Here is a 24,757-nt window from a genome sequence, read left to right as displayed (position 1 = left end):
GGAAACGGTGCTTGGAATGGATCTGGGTTCAATTATCGGAGTTGTTGGCTCTTTTGCGATCGTCATGATCGCAATCCTGATGGGCGGCAGCTTCGGTCAGTTCATCGATGTTCCGTCCATTCTCATCGTGGTCGGCGGCGGTCTTGCCGCAACCCTCATCCGCTTTTCGCTGGGCGGCATCGTCAGTGCCTTTGCCGTTGGCGCAAAGGTCGGCTTTGGCGCCAAGAACATCAAGCCGCGCGACCTGATTGAGGAAATCAGCAGCCTTGCCGAAATCGTTCGTAAGTCAGGCCCGCTCGGGCTGGAAAATGTTGCTGTTTCGGACCCTACCCTGGCAAAGGGCGTGCAATACATCGCCGATGGCTATGAGATCGAGTTCATCCGCGAATCGATGATGCGCGAACGGGACCTGACGCTTTCGCGCCTTTCGGAAGGCAAGCGCGTGTTCAAGGCCCTGGGTGACAGCGCCCCGGCCTTCGGCATGATCGGCACGCTCGTCGGTCTGGTGCAGATGCTGGCGAACATGGATGATCCTTCTGCCATCGGTCCGTCCATGGCCGTCGCCCTTCTGACCACGCTTTATGGGGCGCTGATTTCCAACTGCTTCTGTCTGCCGATGGTGGACAAACTCGACGCCAAGTTCGACGTTGAAGAGGTCAACCAGACCCTCATCATCGACGGCATCCTGCAGATCCGCGAATCCAAGAGCCCGGCGCTGATCCGCGAAATGCTGATCGCCTATCTGCCGGAAAGCGCCCGTGCCGGCCTGATCGACGCGGCATAAGGCAGGGACCGGAAAGGGAGCACAGGTCATGGCACGCAAAAAGCCTGCAGGCGGCGGCGCCCCGGAATGGCTGGTGACATTCGCCGACCTGATGTCCCTGCTCGTCTGCTTCTTCGTGCTGATCATCTCCTTCTCGGTGCAGGACAAGCAGAAGCTCCAGATCGTCGCCGGTTCGATGAAAGATGCCTTTGGAGTCAAGGAGAACTCGCGGCGTCTTGGCGTGATCGAAATGGAAGGCATTCCGATCCGCGACTACATGAAGCAGGTCTCACAGGTTCCGCAGGAACTGGATTCGGACTTCGCCAGCGAACGCCACGAGAAGAACACCAAACAGGGACCGGAAGCCAACACCCACGACACGGTCGAGGCCGAGATCGAGCGTTCCCGGCAGTTCGCGACGGCAGCTGCGACCCTGCGCCAGGCCCTGCAGGAAATGCCGGAGATCACCGAAATCTCCCAGCACATCATTTTCGAGGAAACCGAAGAAGGCCTCAACCTCATGATCGTGGATCAGGATGGGCGGTCGATGTTCCGGGAAGGCTCGAAATATCCCTATGAGACCACCCGCCGTATCCTGGCAAAAATTGCCCCGGTTCTGGCGGATATGCCGAACCGGATCCAGGTCACCGGCCACACGACAACCGGCAGCGCCGCCACAGACCCCAACTACACCACCTGGGAACTGTCTACCGACCGGGCGAATATCGCCCGGCAGATCCTCAACGAATATGGGGTGCCGTCAGACCAGATTTTCTCGGTGGTGGGCAAGGCCGATACGGAGCCTCTGTTCCCGAACGACCCCTACCTGGCGGCGAACCGGCGCGTCAGCATCTTGCTGATGCGCGAGGCCCCGCCAATCCCGCCGGGTAACCTGTAATACCAATGCTCGATGAGCTTGACTCATCTAGCATTGGTTGAGCCCGTGCGGCGCTTGAGCACTTTCAAGGCGTGATGCGTCAGCACCGAAAGCCTTGGTATAAGCCCCGGGGCTTACGCAGCTGGCAAAAATGCGCCTTGAACCGGCTCAACGCCACCCGGGCTCGACCACGCTTGTGAGAATTGGGTTCAGTCCGCCTGCCTGACCCGCAAGCGCACACCTTCCACGCCTTCAACAATCACGCGGGTGCCCGCTGGCAGATCCGGGCCGGTGATCTGCCAGACCGTGTCATCAACGGAAAGCCAGCCTGTCCCGGCGACAATCGGGTCCTTCAGGACAAAGATGTGTCCGGCATAGCGGCTGCCCCGCCTGTTGAGGCCGGGATCGCCAACGGCGCTTTCCCGCCGCCGCATGAACCATCGCCCGGCAATCACGCTGATGATGGACAGCACCGCGAAGAGGATGATGTTCGTCTGCCAGATGAGCGGTTCGATCAGGTTGACCACACCAACCAGGATGGCCGCGACGCCGAACCAGAGGAAGAAGGTGCCCGGAACGAGCACCTCCGCCCCAAAGAGCAGGATGCCGGCGAACCACCAGCCCCAGACGCCAAATCCCTGGAAGATCTGCTCGAATGTGCTCATGCACCCTCACTCTGCCCCGGACGCGGCACGGACGGCAGGCCCGAACCCGAGCTGGACCGGCTCTCGCCATCCCTGTTGCCGAAAGCCTCGCGGGCAATCTCGCCGATGCCGGTCAGGGCACCGAGCAGCGAAGCCGACTCCATCGGCAGGATCAGGGTCTTCTGATTACGGGAGGTTGCCAGCTCCTTGAAGGCTTCCACGTATTTCGTCGCAACGAAATAATTGATCGCCTGCATGTCGCCGGCCGAAATCGCCTCGCTGACGAGGCGGGTTGCCGTCGCTTCGGCCTGAGCCTCGCGCTCGCGCGCCTCGGCATCACGGAAGGCAGATTCCCGGCGGCCTTCGGCCTGCAGGATCAGCGCCTGCTTCTCACCCTCGGCCTTGAGAATTTCAGCCTGACGCTTGCCTTCGGCCTCAAGAATCGAGGCGCGCTTGTCACGTTCGGCCTTCATCTGGCGGGCCATGGAATCCACCAGATCGCGCGGCGGGTTGATGTCCTTGATCTCGATGCGGGTGATCTTCACGCCCCAGGATTCGGCTGCGGCATCCACGACGCGCAGCAGGCGGGTGTTGATCTCGTCACGGTTGGACAGAAGCTCATCCAGATCCATCGAGCCCATCACCGAGCGGATGTTGGTCATGGTGAGGTTAAGAATGGCGTTTTCCAGCCCGGCCACCTCATAGGCAGCACGGGCAGCATCCAGCACCTGATAGAAAGTGATGCCATCCGCCGTCACGGTGGCATTGTCGCGGGTGATGACCTCCTGGGAGGGGACGTCGAGCACCTGCTCCATCATGTTAAGACGGCGGCCGATCTTGTCGATGACTGGAACAATCAGGTTGAGACCCGGCGTGAGGGTGCGCCGGTAGCGGCCGAAGCGTTCGACCGTCAGGTTATAGCCCTGCGGAACAGTCTTCACGCCCGCAAAAATCAGCAGGATGACGAAGAAAAAGAGTGCAACTAGAACAATGTTGAAACCATAATCGGCCAAGGGCATGCGAGGCTCCCGTCTTATCTGCCTTCAAAACGGGCGGAGTATGCGACGGATCAGCCTGCGATGCCACCCGGATCGGGAGCATTCCCGTTGAGGACCGAAGGGTTCAGAGCCAGCCGGACAGTTCGCGCTGCACCACCTGCTCCAGCACGGCCATGCCCAGATCGCTGTCATTGAGGCAGGGGATGTGGGTGAACTCGCCGCCGCCATTCTCGTGGAAGATCTCCCTGGCCTCTCCGGCAATTTCCTCCAGCGTTTCAAGGCAGTCTGCGGCAAAGCCGGGGTTCATCACGGCAATTTTCTTCACGCCTTCCTTCGCCAGCGCCTCCACAGTCTTGTCCGTGTAGGGCTGCAGCCACTCTTCCGGGCCGAAACGGGACTGGAAGGTAACACGCAGCTTCTCCTTGCTCATGCCCAGCCGCTCGCGCATCAGCCGCGCCGTCTTCATGCAGTGGCAGTGATAGGGGTCGCCCTTCTTGAAGTAGGACTGCGGAATGCCGTGATAGGAGGTCAGGATCACATCCGGCTCGAAATCGATGCCGGCAAGATGCCGCTCCACCGATTGGCTCAGGGCCTCGATATAGGCCGGGTCATCGTAATAGGGCGGCACGGTGCGGATGGCGGGCTGCCAGCGCATCTCGAGCAGAGCCCGGCACACTTCATCATTCACCGTCGCCGTGGTCGAGGCCGAATATTGCGGATAGAGCGGGAACACCAGAATACGGTCGCAGCCATCGGCCTTCAGCGCTTCAAGGCGCGAGCGGATGGAGGGCTGGCCATAGCGCATGGCCCAGTCGATCTTCAGCCGGCCGCCATGATCGCCCATCAGCTCCGCGAGCTTGTCCGACTGGCTGCGGGTGATGGTGCGCAGCGGCGATTCGTCCAGCTCCTTGTTCCAGATCTCCTGATAGGCCTTGCCGGACTTCTTCGGCCGGGTGATCAGAACGATGCCATAGAGGATCGGGTACCAGAGCGCCTTCGGCCATTCGATGACGCGCCTGTCGGACAGGAACTCGCGCAGATAGCGGCGCATCGGCCAGTAGCTGGTGGCATCCGGTGTGCCCAGGTTCACGAGAAGCACACCGATCTTGCCCGCCTTCACCGGCGGGTGGGCCTCCGGCAGCTTGATGCTGCGCATGGATGGGCCGGCTTCAGCCAGGGCTTCAGGGGAAAACTGGACGGTCATGACAACTCCGGAAACGGGCAGGCGTGCAAACGCGCACATTTGGCCGGAACATAAGACACCAGCCAGCCTTGTCCAGTACGTCAGAACTCACAGTCCGGATCATTACCGCCCAAAAGAAGGAAAACAGGCGGATCAGGCCGCCTGCCCTCCATAGTCACGCTCATCGGAAATGACCTTGCCGTCATTCGGCAAGCTGCCTTCCGCCAGGCATTCGACGGCGCCCTTCAGCTTGGTCACCTCCCGAAGGGTTGCGGCAATGGCAGAGGCCGTTTCCGAAGTGGCCGTTTCCACCTGCAGGGTCATCACGTCCTGCTCGCTGGCGCGTGTGACAACGAGCCGCGCCTTGCGGATTTCGGGGTGGCGGGCGAGCACATCGGCGATCTGCACCGGATCAACGAACATGCCCTTGATCTTGGTGCGCTGATCGGCCCGGCCCATCCAGCCGGCAATGCGCTGTCCGGTGCGCCCGCAAGGAGATTGGCCCGGCAGCACCGCCGACAGATCGCCGGTACCGAAGCGGATCATCGGATAGGTCCGGTTGAAGGTGGTGACCACAAGCTCGCCAACCTCACCATCAGCCACGGGTGTACCCGTGCCGGGACGCACGATCTCGACGATATAGTCCTCGTTGACGATCATGCCGCTGCCGGCCTCGCTCTCATAGGCAATGACGCCCAGTTCCGCCGTGGCATAGCACTGAAGAACCGCAATACCGCGCGCAGCATACTCCGCCCGCAGCGATGGAAACAGCGCCCCGCCGGAGACAAGCCCACGCTTGAGGCTGGACATGTCCCGCCCCATCTCGGCTCCCTTGTCGAGCAGCACCTTCAGGAAGTCCGGCGTGCCGGCATAACCGGAGGGCTTCAGCGTCTCGATGGCCTCCAGCAGCATTTCCGTGTTGCCGACGCCGCCGGGGAAGACGGTGCAGCCCAGCGCCCGCGCGCCGTGATCGAGCAGAAAACCGCCTGGCGTCAGATGATAGGAGAAGGTGTTGATCACCACATCGCCCGCCTGAAACCCGGCAGCCTCCAGTGCACGGGCCACATTCCACGGGTCCTGCCCTTCCGGCTGCGGCTCCCAGATCGGTCCCGGGGACATGAACACCCGCTGCACGCCCTTGAGGGAACCGGCCAGAAACCCGCCGAAGGGCGGTTCCGCCTTCTGGTGCTGCAGCAGGTCCGACTTGCGCAGTACCGGCAGGGCTGCCAGTGCCTGCCGCGAGGTAACGGCAGCCGGATCCACGCCTTTCAGATGGCGGGCCCAGCCGGGCGCTTCCTCCCGCGCATGGCGCAGGATTTCCGGAAGCCGGGCAAAAAGCTCCGCCTCGCGCTGATCCGGCGACCGCCGTTCGCGCGCTTCACGATGTTCCGCCGTCATAGCCTGTCCTCGCTTGCTTCGCCTTGAAATAACTTGCGCTGGTTACGCCAGCCACCGCTTGCGGCGCTTGTAATGCTTCACATCGCGGAAGGACTTGCGGCCCTCACCGCCAACGCCAAGGTAGAATTCCTTGACGTCTTCATTTTCGCGCAGCGCCTTGGCCTCGCCGTCGAGCACGATGCGGCCCGATTCCACGATGTAGCCGTAGGTGGCATAGCGCAGCGCGATGTTGGTGTTCTGCTCGGCCAGGAGGAAAGACACGCCCTGTTCCCCGTTGAGCTGCTTCACAATTTCGAAGATTTCTTCCACCAGCTGCGGCGCCAGTCCCATGGAAGGCTCGTCCAGCAGGATCATGCGCGGCCGGCTCATCAGGGCCCGGCCGATGGCACACATCTGCTGCTCGCCGCCGGAAGTATAGCCCGCCTGGCTGCGCCGCCGCTCCCGCAGGCGGGGGAAGTAATTGTAGACCATCTCCAGATCGGCCCTGATCGCCCCTGCCCCGTCCCGCCGCGTATAGGCGCCGGTGAGCAGATTTTCCTCGATGGTCAGATGGCCGAAGCAATGACGGCCCTCCATCACCTGAATGCAGCCGCGCCGCACCAGATCATTGGGGGAGAGGCCCTGCACCTGATCGCCCTTGAAGGTGATGCTGCCCTTGGTCACATCCCCGCGCTCGGCCCGCAGCAGATTGGAGATGGCCTTCAGCGTCGTGGTCTTACCCGCACCATTGGCCCCCAGAAGGGCAACGATGCCGCCTTCCGGCACCGTCAGGGACACGCCCTTCAGCACAAGAATGACGTGATCATAGATCACTTCGATGTTGTTCACCGACAGGATGGGGCTGCTGGCCGCAGCCGGGCTGGAAGCTTGAAGCACGGGTCTGATCCTCTTTCCGGCATGTCCCTGCCGCGGGCGGTTCACGTCCGCGGCAGAAAGCGGTCCTGAACTCTTGTCAGTTCGGGCAGGGCTCCGTCCGGGCCGGCCAGGGAGCGTTCTTCTCGGTGTATTCCTTGGCGGCGGCCTCAAGCAGCGGACGCACGGCGTCCTTCATCGGCTCGATCCAGTCCGAAGCCTTCACCCACTTGGCGCCGTCCCACTCCTGAATGTAGACAGGATGCGAGCCGGTGTGATCCTCACAGGTGACCTTCATCGGATGGGCGAAGCCGGCAAGGCCGATTTCCTTCAGACGCTCTTCGGAGAGGTTGAGCGCCTCAAGGCCGATACGGGCATCTGCACCGGTCAGAACCGTCTTGCCGGTCTTTTCCTGCGCGGTGCGGATGGCTTCGGCAATCAGCACGCCGTTCAGGACGCCGCGGTTATAGAGAACGGTGCCGAAATTGGCTTCGGTGGTCTGCGACTTGCGGGCATCCACGACCAGCTTCTTGATGTCGGCCAGTGCCGGATAATCCGTGCCGAGGCCGGAGATGTTCAGCGCCTTGTAGCCCTTCGCACCGGCGCCACCAGCTGCCGCATCATCATCACCGCCGGACCACCACACGCCGATCATCTTGTCCATCGGGAAGCGGGTCTTGACGGCTTCCTTGATGGCGGTCGGGTTCATCGCGCCCCAGCCCCACATGATCACGTAATCCGGACGGTCGCGGCGGATGTTCAGCCACTGCGAGGACTGGTTCTGCATTTCCTTGGCGGGCACCGGATACTGGGTGACCTCGAAACCGTAGGTCTTGGACAGCTGCTCCAGCAGCGGCAGCGGCTCGCGGCCGAAACCGGCATCGAGGAAGATGTAGCCGATCTTCTTGCCCTTCAGCTTGTCCAGTCCGCCTTCCTGCTCGCCAATATACTTGATGACCACGGAGAGGCCATCCCAGTAGGTGTCCGGCACGTTGAAGACCCAGGGGAAGGTGTTGCCGATGGCCGCAGCCGACAGGCCATAGCCCATGGACAGAACCGGGATCTTGTCGACGCCCGCTTTCGGGATGATCTGCAGCGTCGTTCCGGTGTTGTAGGGATTGTACATCAGGGCGCCCTTGCCCTTGGTCGCCTCGTAGCACTCCATGCCCTTCTGCGGGTCATACCCGGTCTCGCATTCCTCCAGAATGATCTTGACGCCGCCGATGCCGCCATCGCGTTCGTTCAGCATCTGCAGATAGTCATACATGCCATTGGCGATGTGGATGCCCGAGCCCGCAAAGGCACCGGTGCGGTAGGTCAGAAGCGGGATATAATTGCCTTCCGCTGCCGCGGTCTGGACGGTGAAAGGCGCAGCGCCCCCCAGCGCAAGTGCAGTTCCCAATGCGATTGCCTTGAAGTTCATGTTGCTTTCCTCCCAAAGAACGGCTGGCTTTCCGGTCCGCTTGCCTTTGTGTGTTGTGGCGGACGAAGGCTCCAGCCGGGTTTCTTTCCAGGTGGCCGTCAGTACGGGAACGGCCACACCCGAAGCTTCTGCTTGCCGATCTGCCACAGCCGGGCGAGACCATGCGGTTCCACGATCAGGAAGAAGATGATCAGCGCGCCCACGATCATGTGAGACAGATGCTGGATCGTCTCGGCCCCCACCTCGATACCCGTCATCGCCGGAATGGCACGCAGCACGACCGGCAGGATCCAGATGAAGGCAGCGCCCAGGAACGAGCCGCCGATGCTGCCCAGCCCGCCCAGAATGACCATGAACAGGATCTGGAACGACAGGGCGATGGAATAGGACGAGGGTTCGGCCGCATTCAGCCAGAAGAACACCATCATCGCACCCGCCACGCCGCAGATGTAGGACGACACTGCGAAGGCCAGCAGCTTGGCCCGGAGCGGACGGATGCCGATCAGTTCCGCCGCAATGTCCATGTCGCGGATCATCATCCAGGACCGGCCGATGCGGCCACGGATGAGGTTCGACACCAGCACCGCAATGGCAAGCGTGATGCACAGCACGATGAAGTAGCGCGTCAGCGGTGTGGCCTCGGCCCCGGCGATGGTGATGCCGAACATCGTGCGGTGCGGGATCTCGATGGCGCCGGAGGCGTTGTAATTGTAGAGCCAGCCGATGCGGATGAAGCACCACTCCAGAAAGAACTGCGCCGCCAGCGTCGTCACCGCCAGATAGAGCCCCTTGATGCGCAGGCTCGGCAGACCGAAGATCGCGCCGATGCCGGCCGAGAACACGCCCGACACCAGCACCAGCAGGATCACGTTCACATCCGGGAAGATGGAGGTGAGCTTGTAGGCTGCATAGGCGCCGACGCCCATGAAGGCGCCGGAGCCAAGGGAGAGCTGACCGGCAAAGCCCGTCAGCACATTAAGCCCGATCGCCGCCAGCGAGAACACCAGGAACGGGATCATGATCGAGCTGAGGAAGAAGTCGTTAGCCAGATAAGGAATTGCGACAAAGGCTGCGAAGATGAGGATCGCAATGCCGATCCGGTCCTGCCGGATCGGGAAAAGCGCCTGATCCGCCTCGTAGCTCGTCTTGAACTGGCCTGCCTCACGGTAAAACATGGGACCTCACACGCGCTCGATGATGCGTTCGCCGAAGAGACCTTGCGGACGGAACAGAAGGAAGACCAGGGCGATGATGTAGGCGAGCCAGGACTCGATGCCCCCGCCCACCAGCGGACCCCAGTAGATCTCGCCGAGCTTCTCGCCGAAGCCGATGATCAGTCCGCCGATGATGGCGCCGGGGATGGAGGTGAAACCGCCAAGGATCAGCACCGGCAAGGCCTTGAAGGCGACGATCTCCAGCGCAAAGGACACGTCCGAACGCGCGCCCCACATGATGCCCGTCACCAGCGCCACGATACCGGCGGCAAACCACACGATGGCCCAGATCTGGTTCAGCGAGATGCCGACCGAGAGCGCCGCCTGATGGTCATCGGCCACCGCACGCAGCGCCCGGCCGATACGGGTCTTGTTGAAGAAGATGCCAAGGCTTGCCACCATCAGCATGGCGATCACTGCCGCCGCAATGTCGATATGCTGCAGGATGACGAGACCGCGCTCGCCGAACTCGATGGCGGTGGAGCCCGTCGGCAGCCACAGCTCTTCGGTGATCATCCGCTTCGGCTCGCCGCCGAAGATGAACTCGCCAAAGCCGATGAGGAAATAGGTCATGCCGATGGTCGCCATCAGCAGGATGATTTCCGGCTGGTTCACCAGCGGCCGCATCACCACCCGCTCGATGGTGTAGGCCAGAATGCCCATCACACCGATGGTCAAAAGCAGCGCCAGAAACGCGGGAACGCCGTGCTCATAGAGCCCGACAAGTGTCAGACCCGCGAAGACCACCATGATGCCCTGCGCAAAGTTGAAAACGCCGGAGGCCTTGAAGATCAGCACGAAGCCAAGGGCGATCAGGGCATAGAGAATGCCTGCCACGAAGCCTTCCCACAGCACCTGCAGCAGGAAATCCGGCTGATCGGCCATCTGCGCAAACGGCAGGATGAAAATATCATAGAGCATCGCCGTCCCCCCTTAATGCGCCACGCCGAGATAGGCGTCGATGACTTCCTGACTGGCCTGCACCTCGGCAGGGGGGCCATCGGCGATCTTCTTGCCGTAGTCGAGCACGACCACCCGGTCGGACAGGTCCATGACCACGCCCATGTCATGCTCGATGAGGGCGATGGTGGTGCCGAACTGCTGGTTCACATCGAGGATGAAGCGGCTCATGTCCTCCTTCTCCTCAAGGTTCATGCCGGCCATCGGCTCGTCGAGCAGCAGAAGCTCCGGCTCCATGGCCAGCGCCCGGCCCAGTTCCACCCGCTTCTGCAGGCCATAGGGCAGTTTGCCCACCGGCGTCTTGCGGATGGCCTGGATCTCCAGAAAGTCGATGATGTCCTCGACCTTGCGGCGGTGCTCGATTTCCTCATCCCGCGCCGGACCGTAATGCAGGAGCTGCCAGAAGAAGTTGCGGTGCATCTTCAGCGAGCGGCCGGACATGATGTTGTCCAGCGTGCTCATGCCCTTGAACAGCGCCACATTCTGGAAAGTGCGGGCGATGCCCTGCGCCGCCGCATCATAGGGCCGCATCTTGCTGCGGGTCTGCCCTTTCCAGGTGATGGTACCCTGCTGCGGATGGTAGAAGCCGTTGATGACATTGAGCATCGACGTCTTGCCTGCCCCGTTGGGGCCGATGATGGCGCGGATCTCGCCCTTGCGGATGTCGAAGGAGATATTGGTGATCGCCTTCACACCGCCGAAGGAGAGCGAAACGTTCTCAATCTTCAAAAGCGCTTCCGGAGCAGGTTCTATTCTGGACGCCGGCTTGGCAGCGGGCATGCTGGTTGCTGTCATCGCGTTCATTCTGCAGCCTCCCGCATGGCCTGCACTGGGGCGTGCGGCGTCATGTCCCTGATTTCGACAGTTGCCTCGATGACGCCCGTGCGGCCATCCTCGAAGGTCACTTCGGTGCGCACATGGCGCGAAGTGGACCCGTCGTAGAGCCCTTCGATCAGCGGCGCGTAGCGCTCGGCGATGAAGGACCGGCGAACCTTCTGCGTGCGCGTCAGCTCGCCATCGTCCGCATCCAGCTCCTTGTGCAGGATGAGGAAGCGGTGGATCTGCGCGCCGGCCATCATCGGCTCTGCCGCCAGATCCCGGTTCACCTGATCCACATGCTGCTGGATCATCCGGTAGACCTCCGGATGGGCGGCAAGCTCCTGATAGCTGGCATAGTTGACGTTGTTGCGCTCGGCCCAGCTGCCCACCGCCGTCAGGTCGATGTTGAGGAATACGCCGACGAAATCCCGCTCATTGCCGAAGGCAACCGCCTCCTTGATGTTGGGGAAGAACTTCAGCTTGTTCTCGATGTATTTGGGCGCAAACAGCGCGCCACTGTTGAGCTTGCCCACATCCTTGGCGCGGTCGATGATCTTCAGGTGGCCGTTGGGGGCAATGAAGCCGGCGTCACCGGTAAAGACCCAGCCATCTTCCGTCTTGGTGGTGCGGGTGGCCTCGTCGTTCTTGTAATAGGCGACAAAGGTGCCCGGCGAGCGGTAGAGCACCTCACCGTTTTCGGCGATCTTCAGCTCCACCTGCGGGGCGGGCTTGCCGACCGTATCGGCAAAGATCTCGCCATCCGGCTGCAGGGTGATGTAGACGCTGGCTTCCGTCTGGCCGTAGAGCTGCTTCAGATTGAGGCCTAGCGAGCGGTAGAAACTGAAGATCTCCGGCCCGATGGCTTCACCGGCGGTATAGCCGACCTTCAGCCGGGTAAGCCCCATGCGGTTCTTCAGCGGGCCATAAACAAGAAACTCGCCAAGGCCGTAAAGCAGCCTGTCCGTCAGCGGCACTGGCTGACCGTTGAGGATCTTCTCGCCGGACCGGCGGGCGACGCCCATGAAATAGTCGAACATGGCCTTCTTCACCCGGCCTGCATCTTCCATGCGCACCATGATGCGGGTGAGCATGCTTTCAAAAACGCGCGGGGGAGCGAAGAAATAGGTCGGCGCGATCTCCAGCCGGTCCAGATCCACCGTATCGAGGCTTTCCGGGCAGTTGACGCAGTAACCGGCCGTATAGGCCTGCGCCAGCGAGAACACGTGGTCGCCGATCCAGGCCATCGGCAGATAGGCGAGGATGTCCTCGCTCTCGTCCAGCTTGTCGAAGGCATTGGCGTTGCGCGCCGAAATGACCAGATTGTCGAAGGACAGCATCACGCCTTTGGGGCGGCCGGTGGTGCCGGAGGTGTAGAGCATCACGGCAATGTCGCTGCCCTTGCCCTGCGCCAGCCCCTCTTCCCAGGCGCTGAGCGCCTTCGGATCTGCTGCAACATGCTGGCGGCCAAGATCCTGCACGCCGGTGAAGCTGAACAGGCGGCCGTGGTCATAGTCCCGCAGGCCGCGCGGATCATCATAGATCACGGCACTCAGGCTCGGCACGGTCTCCGCCATGGAGAGAAGCTTGTCGACCTGCTCCTGATCCTCTACAACCGCAAAGCGAACCTCTGCGTGACCCAGAACATAGGCCATTTCTTCCGCTACGGAGTCTGCGTAGACCGGGACAGGCACGGCGCCAAGCGCCTGAGCCGCCACCATCGACCAGTAAAGCCGGGGCCTGTTGGCGCCTACAATTGCGATCTTGTCACCGGCCTTCAAACCAAGTCTGCCAAGGCCGATGGAAAAGCTGCGCGTCTCGTCAAGAACTTCTGACCATGTCCAGCTTTGCCAGATACCAAGGTCCTTTTCCCGCACTGCAGTGCGAGAACCAAGTTCTTTTGCATTGCACAAGAGAATCTTCGGAAAGGTGTCAGCACCCTCCCTCGCAGCGCTGGTCAATCCTGCCATCGCGTCGTCCACCCTCCCAGGCGCCCCGTTTACCGGAGTCGCGTTTTGGCCCTCATGAGACGCCTTCCTCCCGAAGGGCCGCAAGCTCTTTCTTTGGCGGAGCCTGCGGATGTCTCACCATGGGTTGCATTTGACGGTAGACGCGGTGCATTGCGCCAGTATGTTCAGACTGTGACGAATTGTTTCAGGGTCATCCTCCATTCATCCGATGGCTGACTGGTGTTCCCTCCGGCCTTCTGCCTAAACTCACGCCATGACGATCAGCTCCGGCACCACCGAATATATCGACATGCTGCAGGCTGCCCTTGATCATGTGAATCAGGGCTTCTCTGTCTTCGACTCAAACCTGCAACTGGTGGCCTGGAACAGGGGCCTGTGGGAGATGCTGGACTTTCCGCAGGAACTGGCCCGGCGCGGCGCGCATCTGGCCGAGTTCCTGCGGGTCAACACGGAGCGCGGGGAATACGGGCCCGGCGATGTGGAGGGCAAGATCCAGCGGCGGCTGGAGCGGGCGCGCCAGTTCGTGCCGCATTATTTCGAGCGCATCCGCCCCAACGGCCAGGTCATTGCCGTGCGTGGCACGCCTCTGCCGCAGGGCGGGTTCGTCACCATCTACACCGATATCACCGAGGAGCGGCAGCGGCAGGAGAAGCTGGAGCGGACCGTGGCCGAGCGCACCCGCGCCCTGCGCCAGAGCGAGGACTGGCTTCGCTTCGTTACCGACAACATTCCCGCCCTTGTCGCCTACATGGCCCCGGACACGGGCTCCGGCGCCGGTCCCGTCTTCCGCTTCGCCAACCGGCGTTATGCGGAATGGTTTGGCCATTCCATCGCCTCCATTGCGGGGAGGCCCGCCCGCGAGGTGCTGGGGGCGGAACTCTTCACCGAATTGCAGCCGCAGATCGAGCATGCATTCAGCGGCCATGCGGTGTCCTATGAATACAGCCGCCGCAAGCCGAATGGCGATCTGGCCTACATGCGCTCCACCCTGATTCCGGACATGACGGTAGACCGGCGCACACTCGGCGTTTTCGTGCTGTCGCTGGATGCAACGGAGCAGAAGCGCAACGAGGCGGCGCTCGCCCAGTCGCAGCGCATGGATGCGGTCGGCAAGCTGACCGGCGGGCTGGCGCATGACTTCAACAATCTGCTTGCCATCCTGATGGGCAATCTCCTCAGCCTGAAGCGCAAGGGCAGTGAGGTAACGCCCGCCGACGTGGAGGCCCACCTGGCCCCCATGCTGCAGGCGGCACAGCGCGGGGCGGACCTGACCCAGCGCATGCTGGCCTTCAGCCGGGGCCAGTCCTCAGACCTGCAGACCGTGGAACTGGCCCCGCTTCTGGCCAATACCGCGACGCTGCTGCACGGCTCCCTCCCCGGCGCCATCAACCTGTCCTTTGATCTTTCCGATGAACGGCTGGTGGCACGTGTGGACCCGGCGCAGCTGGAGACGGCCATCGTCAACCTCGTCTTCAATGCCCGCGATGCCATGCGTGAAGGCGGCAGCATCACCGTCAGCCTGTCGCAGGTGCAGCTGGCGGAGCGCGATCTGCCAGGCGCGGGTCTGGCGGCAGGCCCCTATGCCCGCATCAGCGTGCGCGACACCGGCCAGGGCATGGATGAAGCGACCCGGCAGCGGGCCTTCGAGCCTTTCTTCACGACAAAGCCCTTCGGCACCGGCTCCGGCCTGGGCCTGTCGATGGTCTATGGCCTTGTCCGGCAGGCGGGCGGGCATGCGGATATTTCCACCGCCCCCGGTGCAGGCACCACCGTGTCGCTGCTGCTGCCCCTCAGTGCCGGCACCGGCCCTTCCGGAACGGCAGCTGAGGGCGTGCAGACGGCCCTTGCCATGGGCAATGGCGAGCTGATCCTGCTCGTGGAGGATGAAACGGCCGTCGCCGAAGCGGTCGCCCTTCAGATCCGTGACCTTGGCTATACGGTACTGACGGCAGAAAGCCCGGCAGATGCCCTTGAACTGGCACGGGATGTGGCGGAAATCCGGGGCGTGCTGTCCGATGTGGTGATGCCCGGCCAGATGAACGGGCTGGCCCTCGTGCACCAGATCCGGCAGGAGCGCCCGGACATCGGCATTGCGCTGATGAGCGGCTATGCCGACTATGGTGCGCCAGCGGAAGGGGCAGGCCAGAAGGCCGATGCCGCAGCTTTTCCGCTTCTGACCAAGCCCTTTGATATGGCGGCGCTGTCTGGAACCTTGAGGAAGATCACCGCTCATGACGCCTGAGACGCCCGGCACCGGAAGCAGTGCAACAGCCATGTCCGGACTTGTTTACATCTGCGACGATGAAGCGGAGATCTGCGCCATTCTGGCCAGCACACTGGAGGTCTATGGCTTCCGCTCGGTCTGCTTTCAGCAGGCGGGCAAGATGCTCGCCATGATGGACCAGCAGCTGCCCGACGCCTGCCTCATCGATCTGGGCCTGCCGGACATGGACGGCATGAGCCTCATCAACGAAATCCGCAAGCGTACCTCCCTGCCCGTCATCGTGCTTTCCGCCCGCAGCCATTCCTCCGACCGGGTGATGGGGCTGGAAATGGGTGCAGACGATTATGTGGTGAAGCCTTTCGACCCGCGCGAGATCGTGGCGCGGCTGCGTTCCGTGCTGCGCCGCTCGTCCGAGCGTCAGGCCGCGCCCCCCGGCAAGGGCAATGCCGCCCGCTTTGCCGGCTGGACCTTTCATCCCGGCGCCCTGCGGCTCGTCTCGCCCTCGGGCGAGGAGACGTTCCTCTCCACGGGTGAAGCCACCCTGCTGGAAGCCCTGTTGCGGGCCCCCAAGCGCGTGCTCTCACGCGATTACCTGCTGGAGCACGGCGGCCGCGACGACAGCCTCGACCGGTCCATCGACGTGCGCATCTCCCGCATCCGCAAGAAACTGGCGACCGAATCCGCCACACCCCTCATCCGCACCATCTACGGCTCAGGCTACATGCTGACGTCACAGGTGGACTGGGCGTAAACTCCAGCGGCTACCCGTAGATCGCCTGCGGCAGCCAGGTGGCGAGCTGCGGCACGAACCAGAGGATCACCAGCATCAGCACCTGGATCAGCACGAAGGGGATGATGCCGAGGTAGATATCGGAGCTGCGCACGGAGGCTGGCGCAACGCCGCGCAGATAGAACAGGGCAAAGCCGAAGGGCGGCGTGAGGAAGGAGGTCTGCAGGTTGACCGCCATCATCACCCCCAGCCAGGCCGGATGCATGGAACTGCCGTCGGGCATGGGCAGCTGCAGCAGCACGGGGGCGACAAGCGGCACCACGACGAAGACGATTTCCAGGAAATCGAGGAAGAAGCCCATCACAAACATGACGAGCATGACCGCAAGCATGGCGCCGAGTGCGCCGCCCGGCAGGTCCCTCAGCAGCGAATGCACCAGCTCGTCGCCGCCAAGATCCCGGAACACCAGCGAGAAGAACGTCGCACCGATCATGATCGTAAAGACCATGGCGGTGATCTGTGTCGAGGACAGGATCACCGGCGCCAGCACGCCCGAGCGCAGCACGCGGGCAAGGCAGACGGCAATGCCACAGGCCCCGCCAAGGCACAGCAGCGCCGCAAGGCTGATCCCGGCCCATTCCAGCGGCCCGATTTCAAGCCGCGTGATGCGAAGATCCACCACCCGCGACAGGGCAAGGGCCGCCAGCAGGCAGACCGCTCCGGCATAAACCGGCAGGGGCCGGGATACATCGGCCCGGAAGCCCGCCAAAAGCAGCGCACCCACGGCGCCGACTGCGGCAGCTTCCGTCGGCGTTGCCACACCGGCCAGGATCGAGCCGAGAACGGCGATGATCAGAGCCAGCGGCGGCACCAGCACGCTGACCAGTTCCTTCAGGCTCACCTTTTCCGGCGCGCCTCCATCTGCCCCGCGCATGGGCGGCGCCTTGTGGGGCGACAGGAAGGCAACGGCCATCTGATAGGCAATGTAAAGCCCGACGAGGCAGAGTCCGGGAATGAGCGCGGCGGCAAACAGATCGCCCACCGAGAACGGATCCGGCGACCAGTTGCCAAGGTTGCGCTGCGCCGTCTGATAGGCGCTGGAAAGCTGGTCGGCGAGAAACACCAGCACGATCGACGGCGGAATGATCTGGCCCAGCGTTCCGGCCGCTGCAATCGAACCGGTGGCAAGGCGCGGGCTGTAGCCGTTGCGCAGCATGGTGGGCAGGGACAGAAGCCCCATGGTCACCACCGTCGCCCCGACGATGCCGGTGGAGGCGGCCAGCAGCGCGCCGACGATGGAAACAGACAGCCCCAGCCCGCCGGGCATCTTGCCGAAGAGCCGGCCCATGGCCTCCAGCAGATCTTCCGCCACCTTGGAGCGCTCCAGCATGACGCCCATGAAGATGAAGAGCGGCACGGCAATCAGCGTCTCGTTCGTCATGATGCCGAAGATGCGCAGCGGAATGGCGCCGAGCGACAGGGAAGCACCTGAGAAATGGCCCAGCAGCGAAAAGACGAGAGCAACGCCTGCCAGCGTGAAGGCCACCGGGAAACCGGCCATCAGGCAGATGACTGCCGTGGCAAACATGAGAATGTCGAGGATGGAAGTCAGGTCCATGGAATGTCTCAGCCCTCTTTCCGGGCGAATGTTTCAAGCGCCGGGGCATTGCCCGACAGGGCAGCGGCAGCGCGCAGCATCAGGGCAAGGCCCTGCAGCGCCAGCAGCCCGGCATAGACGAGGATCGCTGTCTTCAGCACATAAAGAGCCGGAATGCCCGACGTCTCGCGCGAGCCTTCCCGGATCATCCAGGAGATCTGGACGAAGGGCCAGGCGTGCCAGAGGATGACGGCGCACATGGGCAATAGGAACAGGGCACATCCGGCCAGATCCACCAGCGCTTTGCGGGCGGAGCTGGCATCCCGGTAGAACACATCCACCCGCACATGGGCATCAATGGCCAGCGCGTAGGCGGCAGACAGCAGGAACAGGAAGCCGTGCATGTAGAGGATGCTTTCCTGCACCCAGACCGAACCTGCCCCGAACACATACCGCAGGATGACCACCGCAAACTGCACCAGCACAATGCCCAGCATCAGCCAGGACACGGCGCGGCCAATCGCCGAATTGAGGGACGAGATCACCTGAGCGGTGCGGAACATCGCGGAGCCTTTTCGGAAAAGCAAAGGGCGGGGAAGAACCATCAGCCATCCCCGCCCTGCTTTCGTCAATAGCCAGCTGTCAGAAATTCAGCGAGACATCCCGGTGTTTCGACAGGCACGGCGCCAGAGCCACCGCCACATCACGCGGCAGGCGCGGCAGCTGGCGCAGGCCGATGGTGCCGCTGGTGGCAGCATCATAGGCGCTGATCTTCGGCAGCAACTCGTCGAAAGCGCGCTGGCGCCACGCGAGATCCTGCCTGAGCGCGGCGATGGAATTGTCCAGCTCGGCCACAGCGGCCTGCGGATCGGGCACATTGGAGCGCATGATCTTGCGGGCCTCGTTGATCCCCTTGCGGATCTCGGCCGTGCCTTCAAGGGCGGAGACCTCGCTGCGCAGCAGGTCGATCTGCTCCAGCACCTCGGGCAGAGGCTTGGAGATGACCGCATCCTGCAGGGCCGTGAACTTCTCCTCCATCTCCTGCAGAGCAGGTGCGGCCTGAAGCGCGGCGGTCACCTTCATCACAGGCTCGGAGGCATTGTCCACGAGGCGGCGGTAGGCAAGACGTGCCTTGTTTTCCGCATCCTGCACCTTGGCAAAGTCAGTATGGACGTCTTCCCAGCTGGCCGGGATCTTCGCCAGCAGCGCATCATGCGCGGCCTGCAGCTCCGCTATTTCCGCCTTTGCATCCTCTCCCCGCTCCGCGGAATAGATGCCGGTCGGACCGGAGCGCGAAATGATCACCTCCAGTTCCTTGATCTCACGCTCGATCTTGCGCGCATCCCGCTCGATCGCCCGCACCTGAACCTGCAACGGACGGTAGGTCACTGCGGCCTGCGTGACGGCGGCAACGGCGGCATCGATCTCCGCCATCTGCGGAATGGCCTTTTCAGCGTTCTGCAGCCCGGACTTCAGCTCCTGCTGCAGATCGGACGGCAGATAGCTGACATCCGTTCCCTTGAGCTGGCTGATGGCGGCGGTGATCGCGGTGCCGTTCTGGCGGAACTGCTGGCTGGTGTAGGTCTCGATGCAATACTGCAGACGCGGGTTCTTCGGCGGCGGCGCGGTCTCTGACAGCAGCGAGGACCGGTTCGGCAGATAGTTCACGATCTGCGGATTGAAGCCAACAATCGCCAGCGCCACCAGCTGGATGCCGATGAAGGCGATCACGCCCTTGTAGATCTGCAGCGTCTTCACCACCGCCGGAGCCACGCCGCGCAGATAGAAGAGCGCGAAGCCGAAGGGCGGGGTGAGGAAGGAGGTCTGCAGGTTGAGGCCGAACATCACGCCAAGCCAGACTGCCGTCACGTTGGCGGACGGGTCAGCCAGCAGGATCGGCGCAACAATCGGCACCACCACCACGGCAATCTCGATGAAATCGAGGAAGAAGCCGAGGATGAAGATCACCAGCATGACCATGAGGAACTGGGCCCAGAAGCCGCCGGGCAGGCCTTGCAGGAAGTCCTTGACCAGATCCTCACCGCCAAAGGCGCGGAAAGCCGATGTCAGCATGGCCGCGCCAATCAGGATGATGAACACGAGGCACGAGCCCTTGGCCGTCTCGATCATCACTTCGCGCAAGGTGTTGTCCGTCACCATCGTGCGCCAGCCGCTCCAGATCACCGCAAAGACAAGCATCGAAACGGCGATGGCACCGAGGACGATGCCGGTCGTATCGCCATTGGCGAAGACCCGCTTGATATTGGTGTCATAGAAGCTGACGGCGACGGCAATGCCCAGAAGCGCCAGAACGGCAATCATCGCCGGCGTATAGACGCCCCTGCCCTTGCCGTCCTGCAGCCGGTAGCCGGCCATGATCATGGCACCGATGGCACCAACAGCACCGGCCTGGTTGACCGTAGCGATGCCGGCCATGATCGAGCCGAGCACCAGCACGATCAGGGCGAGCGGCGGCACCAGCGTGATGAACACCTGAAACAGGAACTGCCGGTCCATCTTGCCCTGACCGCGCACAGCCGGTGCAGCCTTGGGGTTGATGAGCGCAAAGCCGAGCATGAACAGCACATAAAGACCAACCAGCAGCAGGCCGGGCAGGATGGCGCCGAGGAACAGCTCGCCCGCGCTGGTGGAGGCAATGGCCAGATCGGACGGCATCTGGCCGGGGCCATTGGCATCGCGGAAGAGAGCCTGGCGCAGGTTGCCGGCCTGATCGACGCTGGAGGACAGCTGGTCGGCCAGAATGATCAGCACGATGGAGGGCGGAATGATCTGGCCCAGCGTGCCGGAAGCAGCGATCGTGCCGGTGGCCAGCGGCACCGAATAGTTGTTGCGCATCATCGCGGGCAGCGAGATGAGGCCCATGGCCACAACGGTGGCGCCGACAATGCCGGTGGTGGCGGCGAGCAGCGCGCCCACCAGGATGACCGAAATGCCCAGACCGCCCGGCACCGGTCCGAAAAGCCGTGCCATGGTGATGAGCAGATCCTCGGCGATCTTGGACCGCTGCAGCATGATGCCCATGAAGATGAACAGCGGAATGGCGATGAGCGTGTCGCGCTCCGCCTCCCAGTAAATGCCGCGGAAGTTGGTCACCCCGGCGCTCAGCCACTGGGTGGGGCCGCCATGAGAGAAATAGGCATCGGTGTGGCCGGCGAACAGATAGCCAGCGCCGGCAGCCAGGCCGATGGAGATGATTGCCGATCCCGGCAGGGCAAAGGCGACGGGAAAGCCCGAGCCAAGGGCCGCCGCCATCAGGACGATCAGCAGAATAAGGAAAAACAGTTCCATAGGTGCAAATCCTGCTGGGTCAGTGCTTGATGGAGCTGGAAAGTTCGCGGCGTCCGGGTTCGCCGCGCATATCCGCCACGGCAGCAAACAGATAGCTGACAAACTGGATCATCATGCTCACGGCGAAAACGCCCAGGAAGCCCGCCATCAGATACTTCACATACAGGCCGAAGCCAGCCTGTGTCGTCTCATAGGAGAGCATGGGGCTGTTGATGATCGACTGCCTGGACCCCAGACCGAAGTAAAGAATGGTCCAGCAGAACACCATGCCGAAGGCGATGGCACCGAAGGCATTGGCAAAGCCCTTCGCCGTCTCGCCGAAGCTGGCATAGAGCACATCCACACGCACATGCCCCTCTTCAAGGAGCGTGTAGGCAGAGGCAAACAGGAACAGCGCCGCATACCAGAAGCGCACGAGGTCAGACAGGAACGCCTGTTCGTAGGAAAAAACGAAGCGCCCCAGCACGATCAGAAGCTGGGATACCACCACCAGAAGAGCCAGCCAGTAGAAGCCGAGGGTCCGCGTAACCGCCGCGAGCAGGACCGACAGTGCGATGAGCGGCATGTGTACATAGCCGCCGCGGAATTGCGCCCGCCCGAGATCGCTCGCCAGCTGCCGGCCGAACACCGCTTCCAGCACGCCTTCAACCCGCAGGAAAGAAATCGTTGCGTCGGCGATCCCGACGATAACCACTGCCCAGAAAGCCCAGCGGATCAGGAAGGCGTTCAGCCTGTTGATCCGCTCGCTGTCGGCGCGCAGTCCGGGTGAGCCGGGATAAAGCACATAGGCCACGGCCAGAAGCGCCAGCACGGCATAGAGGCCGGTCTGCATCTGCGCGCCGGCCGATCCGGCTCCAGGTCCGGGAAAACCCTGCCAGTAGGTAAGGTAGTTGTTGATCAGGAAGGCAGTCATGACTGCCAGATTGATCCAACCGAACAACCGGATGGCAAGAACACCACCGGTCCGGGATTCCAGCGCACGCGCACCCTCTGCAGCGGCGCCTTGAACCGGGTTCAAGGCCGTCATCATCAAGCGCCTCGTCAAAAAAGGTTTGAACCAGGAAGGGGGGCGGGGCTAGCCCCGCCCCCCGGTCAGGTGGACGCCAGTGGCGGTCAGACCCTGATGCCGAGCACGCGGTTGCGCTGCACCGTGTAGCCGGTGTCAGCCAGAAGCATCCAGCGCCCCACTTCCGAACGGGCCTTCACGAAGCTCTCGTGAACGCGCTTGGTCAGGTCGCCGTGCTGGATGGTTTCCTCGAACACTTCAGCCGCTGCATCGCCAAAGGCGTCATAGACTTCGTCGGAGAACTGCTTCAGCACCACGCCATGCTCATTGATGAGCTTGTCGAGATAGGCGCCGTTGAAGCCGTTGGCTTCCGCCATCGAGAAAGCGTTTTCCTCGTTGCAGGCCGCTTCGACGATCAACTGGTCGATCTTTGACAGCTTGGAGAACCAGGACTTGTTGCAGCCCAGCGCCAGCATGGAGCCCGGCTCATGCATGCCCGGATAGTAGTAGTACTTGGCGGCTTCGTAGAACTTCATGAAATAGTCGTTCCACGGGCCGACCCACTCGGTGGCATCCACGGCGCCGGAGACGAGGTTTTCATAGATCTGGCCGCCCGGCAGGGACACCGGCGAGGCACCCAGCTTGGCCATGACGTCGCCGCCAAGGCCCGGAATGCGCATCTTCAGGCCCTTGAGATCGTCGGCGGTTTCAATTTCCTTGTTGAACCAGCCTCCCATCTGCACACCGGTGTTGCCGGCGTTGAAGTTCTTCAGGCCAAACTGGTCAGCCAGTTCGTCCCACAGTTCCTGGCCGCCGCCAACCTTGATCCAGGCGTCGATTTCGGCGTAGGTCAGGCCGAAGGGAACAGCCGTGAAGTAGGACCAGGCCGGGTGCTTGCCCTTCCAGTAATAGTCGGCGCCGATATAGGCCTGTGCGTTGCCCGAAGCCACTTCGTCGAAGGCATCGAATGCACCGACGCGCTCACCGGCGGCGAAATACTGAACGTTGATGCGGCCTTCGGTCAGTTCGGCGATACGAGCCGCCAGGCGCTGCGCGGAAACACCAAGGCCCGGCATGTCGCGCGGCCAGGTGGAAACGATCACCATGTCGGTGCGGGACTGCGCAATTGCCGGAGCGGCAAGCGTGGTTGCAGCGGCAATACCGCCAGCACCAATACCAGCCTTCTTGATAAACGAACGACGATCCATAACGATATCCTCCCAGATATGGCGAGTGCTCGGCCACTTTGAAGCCTTGCACTGACACCTGTCTGTGTCTAGGTGATCCTTTGAATGAGGCGCTAGTCGTGTTTCTGCGCATCTTTTCCGTAGTACTACTGAAAAGACGCTGCTTTCCGGCAATTTTATTGCCGGAAACGGATCACTTTCGGAATGCAGGGGGCCACCGGTGACATTCAAAACAAAACTGCTCCTCATCACCATCCTGCCCCTTGTAGCTGTCTCGGGGCTGATTGGCGGCATCACCTTCTTTCAGGCCTCGCGCCTGATCGAGGCCCAGACCCATGCTGTCGAGGAGCGTATCCTGTCCAGCAAGCGGCAGGAGGTGCAGAACGCCATATCCCTTGCCCTAACCTCCATCCGGAAGCTTTATGAGGAGGAGCATGGCGGGCGCGAGGCGGCACAAACGGAAGCAAAACGCATCCTCAACGACATCACCTTCGGCGAAGACGGCTATTTCTTCGTCTATCTGCGCGACGGCACCAACATCGTCCATCCCAAACTGGCCAATCTTGTCGGCGGCAAATGGTGGGATCTGCAGGATCCGGAAGGCGATTACGTCATCCGCAATCTCATGGCCGCAGCCGAGGCAGGCGGCGGCTTTCACCGCTATGTCTGGGACAAGCCGAGCGCCGGCATGAATGCCGAAAAGCTTGGCTATGCCGTGATGCTGGACAAGTGGGGCTGGATGGTCGGCACCGGCCTCTACATTGACGACATCGCCCGGGAAGTGGCCCTCGTCCGTGCCGATTTCACCGCCAACGTGCAGCAGACGGTGCTGGTGATCTTCCTCATCACCATGGTCGCCATCCTCCTGAGCCTGACCGCTGTGGCCACGGTCAGTTTCTCGGAGCAGAAATTCGCCGACGGCAAGCTGAAGGAACTGACCCACCGGATCGTCGATGTGCAGGAGCAGGAGCGCAAGCGCGTGTCGAGCGAGCTGCATGACAGCATCTCCCAGCTGCTCGTCTCCGTGCGCTATGGCATCGAGATGCTGCATTCCCGCAGCCCCGGCAGCGGCGAAATGCAGACCCAGGCCGAGCGCTGCCTGCGCATTCTGGATGAGGCGATTGGCGAGGTGCGGCGCATCTCCAAGGATCTGCGCCCGAGCATTCTCGACGACATGGGCCTGTCCGCAGCCCTCACAAGCCTTGCCAAGGATTTCGAGGCGCAGTCCGGCATCACCGTCGAGATTTCCGCCGACCGCTGCCGCAGCCGCCTGCCGGATTCGGCCAAGACCGCACTGTACCGGGTGGTGCAGGAGGCGCTGACCAATGTGGCACGGCACTCGGCCGCGGCATATGTCAGCATCCGGCTGGTGGCGGGAGAGCGGGCGCTGACCCTGACGATCCAGGACGATGGCGTGGGCATTCCCCTGCCTCTGCCGCAGCTTGGAGGACTGGGCATACGCAATATGCGTGAACGGATAGAGACACATGGCGGCACCATGGTAATGTCGCGGGTGGGTGCCCGGGGCACCATGATCCGGGTGACCATGCCCATGCTGCCGGAGGAGAACCGGACAGCGGCGTGAACCACGCCCGGCAGATGAGGA

General features: G+C 62.5%; 20 protein-coding genes. 5 read left to right on the top strand and 15 right to left on the bottom strand.

Annotated elements, in window-relative coordinates:
* The first annotated feature begins 16 nt into the window (after positions 1-16).
* Both ASC48_RS12145 and ASC48_RS12140 read left to right on the top strand, forming a co-directional pair.
* Positions 17-784 carry a motility protein A gene (locus tag ASC48_RS12145; protein WP_055456055.1) on the top strand — a complete coding sequence of 256 codons (768 nt, stop codon included), beginning with the start codon at positions 17-19 and terminating at the stop codon, positions 782-784.
* A gap of 28 nt (positions 785-812) precedes the next feature.
* Positions 813-1,661, top strand: a complete 849-nt coding sequence (locus ASC48_RS12140) for an OmpA/MotB family protein (protein ID WP_055456005.1) — start codon at positions 813-815, stop codon at positions 1,659-1,661.
* 188 nt (positions 1,662-1,849) lie between these two features.
* Here ASC48_RS12140 and ASC48_RS12135 read toward each other — a convergent pair whose 3' ends face one another.
* The 10 genes from ASC48_RS12135 to ASC48_RS12090 all read right to left on the bottom strand — a co-directional run bounded on the left by ASC48_RS12135 (position 1,850) and on the right by ASC48_RS12090 (position 13,098).
* Entirely contained in the window at positions 1,850-2,305 is a 456-nt protein-coding gene (locus ASC48_RS12135; RefSeq protein WP_055456004.1) for an NfeD family protein, read from the bottom strand.
* Positions 2,302-3,303 carry an SPFH domain-containing protein gene (locus tag ASC48_RS12130; protein WP_055456003.1) on the bottom strand — a complete coding sequence of 334 codons (1,002 nt, stop codon included), beginning with the start codon at positions 3,301-3,303 and terminating at the stop codon, positions 2,302-2,304. The genes ASC48_RS12135 and ASC48_RS12130 overlap by 4 nt, the downstream gene beginning before the upstream one ends.
* Positions 3,304-3,406: 103 nt before the next feature.
* Positions 3,407-4,486, bottom strand: a complete 1,080-nt coding sequence (hemH, locus tag ASC48_RS12125; protein ID WP_055456002.1) for a ferrochelatase — start codon at positions 4,484-4,486, stop codon at positions 3,407-3,409.
* A gap of 132 nt (positions 4,487-4,618) precedes the next feature.
* On the bottom strand, positions 4,619-5,863 hold the full coding sequence (locus ASC48_RS12120; protein WP_055456001.1) for a phenylacetate--CoA ligase family protein: 1,245 nt from the start codon (positions 5,861-5,863) through the stop codon (positions 4,619-4,621).
* A 42-nt stretch (positions 5,864-5,905) separates the two neighbouring features.
* Positions 5,906-6,739 (bottom strand): ABC transporter ATP-binding protein, encoded by an 834-nt coding sequence (locus tag ASC48_RS12115; RefSeq protein WP_055456000.1) that lies wholly within the window; start codon positions 6,737-6,739, stop codon positions 5,906-5,908.
* Positions 6,740-6,815: 76 nt separating this feature from the next.
* Positions 6,816-8,138 carry an ABC transporter substrate-binding protein gene (locus ASC48_RS12110; RefSeq protein WP_055456054.1) on the bottom strand — a complete coding sequence of 441 codons (1,323 nt, stop codon included), beginning with the start codon at positions 8,136-8,138 and terminating at the stop codon, positions 6,816-6,818.
* Between the two features lie 98 nt (positions 8,139-8,236).
* Entirely contained in the window at positions 8,237-9,313 is a 1,077-nt protein-coding gene (locus ASC48_RS12105) for a branched-chain amino acid ABC transporter permease (protein ID WP_055455999.1), read from the bottom strand.
* A 6-nt stretch (positions 9,314-9,319) separates the two neighbouring features.
* Entirely contained in the window at positions 9,320-10,273 is a 954-nt protein-coding gene (locus ASC48_RS12100) for a branched-chain amino acid ABC transporter permease (protein ID WP_055455998.1), read from the bottom strand.
* A gap of 12 nt (positions 10,274-10,285) precedes the next feature.
* On the bottom strand, positions 10,286-11,092 hold the full coding sequence (locus ASC48_RS12095) for an ABC transporter ATP-binding protein (RefSeq protein WP_141658937.1): 807 nt from the start codon (positions 11,090-11,092) through the stop codon (positions 10,286-10,288).
* A 20-nt stretch (positions 11,093-11,112) separates the two neighbouring features.
* Positions 11,113-13,098, bottom strand: a complete 1,986-nt coding sequence (locus ASC48_RS12090) for an AMP-binding protein (protein ID WP_055455996.1) — start codon at positions 13,096-13,098, stop codon at positions 11,113-11,115.
* A gap of 253 nt (positions 13,099-13,351) precedes the next feature.
* On the opposite strand from ASC48_RS12090, the gene ASC48_RS12085 reads away from it, so the two are divergent.
* Positions 13,352-15,340 (top strand): PAS-domain containing protein, encoded by a 1,989-nt coding sequence (locus ASC48_RS12085; RefSeq protein WP_055455995.1) that lies wholly within the window; start codon positions 13,352-13,354, stop codon positions 15,338-15,340.
* A 31-nt stretch (positions 15,341-15,371) separates the two neighbouring features.
* Positions 15,372-16,073, top strand: a complete 702-nt coding sequence (locus ASC48_RS12080; protein WP_208975691.1) for a response regulator transcription factor — start codon at positions 15,372-15,374, stop codon at positions 16,071-16,073.
* 10 nt (positions 16,074-16,083) lie between these two features.
* Here the strand turns inward: ASC48_RS12080 and ASC48_RS12075 are convergent, their stop codons facing one another.
* The 5 genes from ASC48_RS12075 to ASC48_RS12055 form a co-directional block, all read right to left on the bottom strand.
* On the bottom strand, positions 16,084-17,670 hold the full coding sequence (locus tag ASC48_RS12075; protein ID WP_055455993.1) for a TRAP transporter large permease: 1,587 nt from the start codon (positions 17,668-17,670) through the stop codon (positions 16,084-16,086).
* Positions 17,671-17,678: 8 nt separating this feature from the next.
* Positions 17,679-18,212, bottom strand: coding sequence for a TRAP transporter small permease subunit (locus ASC48_RS12070; RefSeq protein WP_055455992.1), 534 nt, complete (start codon positions 18,210-18,212; stop codon positions 17,679-17,681).
* 79 nt (positions 18,213-18,291) lie between these two features.
* A complete protein-coding gene (locus ASC48_RS12065) occupies positions 18,292-20,958 on the bottom strand; it encodes a TRAP transporter large permease subunit (protein WP_055455991.1) in 2,667 nt (888 codons plus the stop codon).
* 19 nt (positions 20,959-20,977) lie between these two features.
* Positions 20,978-21,985 (bottom strand): TRAP transporter small permease subunit, encoded by a 1,008-nt coding sequence (locus ASC48_RS12060; RefSeq protein WP_055456053.1) that lies wholly within the window; start codon positions 21,983-21,985, stop codon positions 20,978-20,980.
* 86 nt (positions 21,986-22,071) lie between these two features.
* A complete protein-coding gene (locus ASC48_RS12055) occupies positions 22,072-23,172 on the bottom strand; it encodes a TRAP transporter substrate-binding protein (RefSeq protein ID WP_055455990.1) in 1,101 nt (366 codons plus the stop codon).
* A gap of 199 nt (positions 23,173-23,371) precedes the next feature.
* Between ASC48_RS12055 and ASC48_RS12050 the strand changes: the two genes are divergently transcribed.
* On the top strand, positions 23,372-24,736 hold the full coding sequence (locus ASC48_RS12050; RefSeq protein WP_055455989.1) for a cache domain-containing protein: 1,365 nt from the start codon (positions 23,372-23,374) through the stop codon (positions 24,734-24,736).
* The last annotated feature ends 21 nt before the right edge of the window (positions 24,737-24,757 follow it).

The sequence above is a fragment of the Pannonibacter indicus genome (genome assembly GCF_001418225.1).
Taxonomy (GTDB): Bacteria; Pseudomonadota; Alphaproteobacteria; order Rhizobiales; family Stappiaceae; genus Pannonibacter; species Pannonibacter indicus.
Note: the sequence above shows the minus strand (reverse complement) of the source record. Positions and strands in the feature narration are given on the sequence as shown.

Excerpts from the sequence above, each read along its gene's own strand:
- ASC48_RS12080 (WP_208975691.1), top strand. The coding sequence starts at position 15,372 with ATGTCCGGACTTGTTTACATCTGCGACGATGAAGCGGAGATCTGCGCC.
- hemH (WP_055456002.1), bottom strand. The coding sequence starts at position 4,486 with ATGACCGTCCAGTTTTCCCCTGAAGCCCTGGCTGAAGCCGGCCCATCC.
- ASC48_RS12075 (WP_055455993.1), bottom strand. The coding sequence starts at position 17,670 with ATGGACCTGACTTCCATCCTCGACATTCTCATGTTTGCCACGGCAGTC.
- ASC48_RS12145 (WP_055456055.1), top strand. The coding sequence starts at position 17 with ATGGATCTGGGTTCAATTATCGGAGTTGTTGGCTCTTTTGCGATCGTC.
- ASC48_RS12070 (WP_055455992.1), bottom strand. The coding sequence starts at position 18,212 with ATGTTCCGCACCGCTCAGGTGATCTCGTCCCTCAATTCGGCGATTGGC.
- ASC48_RS12055 (WP_055455990.1), bottom strand. The coding sequence starts at position 23,172 with ATGGATCGTCGTTCGTTTATCAAGAAGGCTGGTATTGGTGCTGGCGGT.
- ASC48_RS12120 (WP_055456001.1), bottom strand. The coding sequence starts at position 5,863 with ATGACGGCGGAACATCGTGAAGCGCGCGAACGGCGGTCGCCGGATCAG.
- ASC48_RS12060 (WP_055456053.1), bottom strand. The coding sequence starts at position 21,985 with ATGACGGCCTTGAACCCGGTTCAAGGCGCCGCTGCAGAGGGTGCGCGT.
- ASC48_RS12100 (WP_055455998.1), bottom strand. The coding sequence starts at position 10,273 with ATGCTCTATGATATTTTCATCCTGCCGTTTGCGCAGATGGCCGATCAG.
- ASC48_RS12130 (WP_055456003.1), bottom strand. The coding sequence starts at position 3,303 with ATGCCCTTGGCCGATTATGGTTTCAACATTGTTCTAGTTGCACTCTTT.
- ASC48_RS12095 (WP_141658937.1), bottom strand. The coding sequence starts at position 11,092 with ATGCCCGCTGCCAAGCCGGCGTCCAGAATAGAACCTGCTCCGGAAGCG.
- ASC48_RS12090 (WP_055455996.1), bottom strand. The coding sequence starts at position 13,098 with ATGGCAGGATTGACCAGCGCTGCGAGGGAGGGTGCTGACACCTTTCCG.
- ASC48_RS12105 (WP_055455999.1), bottom strand. The coding sequence starts at position 9,313 with ATGTTTTACCGTGAGGCAGGCCAGTTCAAGACGAGCTACGAGGCGGAT.
- ASC48_RS12135 (WP_055456004.1), bottom strand. The coding sequence starts at position 2,305 with ATGAGCACATTCGAGCAGATCTTCCAGGGATTTGGCGTCTGGGGCTGG.
- ASC48_RS12065 (WP_055455991.1), bottom strand. The coding sequence starts at position 20,958 with ATGGAACTGTTTTTCCTTATTCTGCTGATCGTCCTGATGGCGGCGGCC.
- ASC48_RS12140 (WP_055456005.1), top strand. The coding sequence starts at position 813 with ATGGCACGCAAAAAGCCTGCAGGCGGCGGCGCCCCGGAATGGCTGGTG.
- ASC48_RS12110 (WP_055456054.1), bottom strand. The coding sequence starts at position 8,138 with ATGAACTTCAAGGCAATCGCATTGGGAACTGCACTTGCGCTGGGGGGC.
- ASC48_RS12085 (WP_055455995.1), top strand. The coding sequence starts at position 13,352 with ATGACGATCAGCTCCGGCACCACCGAATATATCGACATGCTGCAGGCT.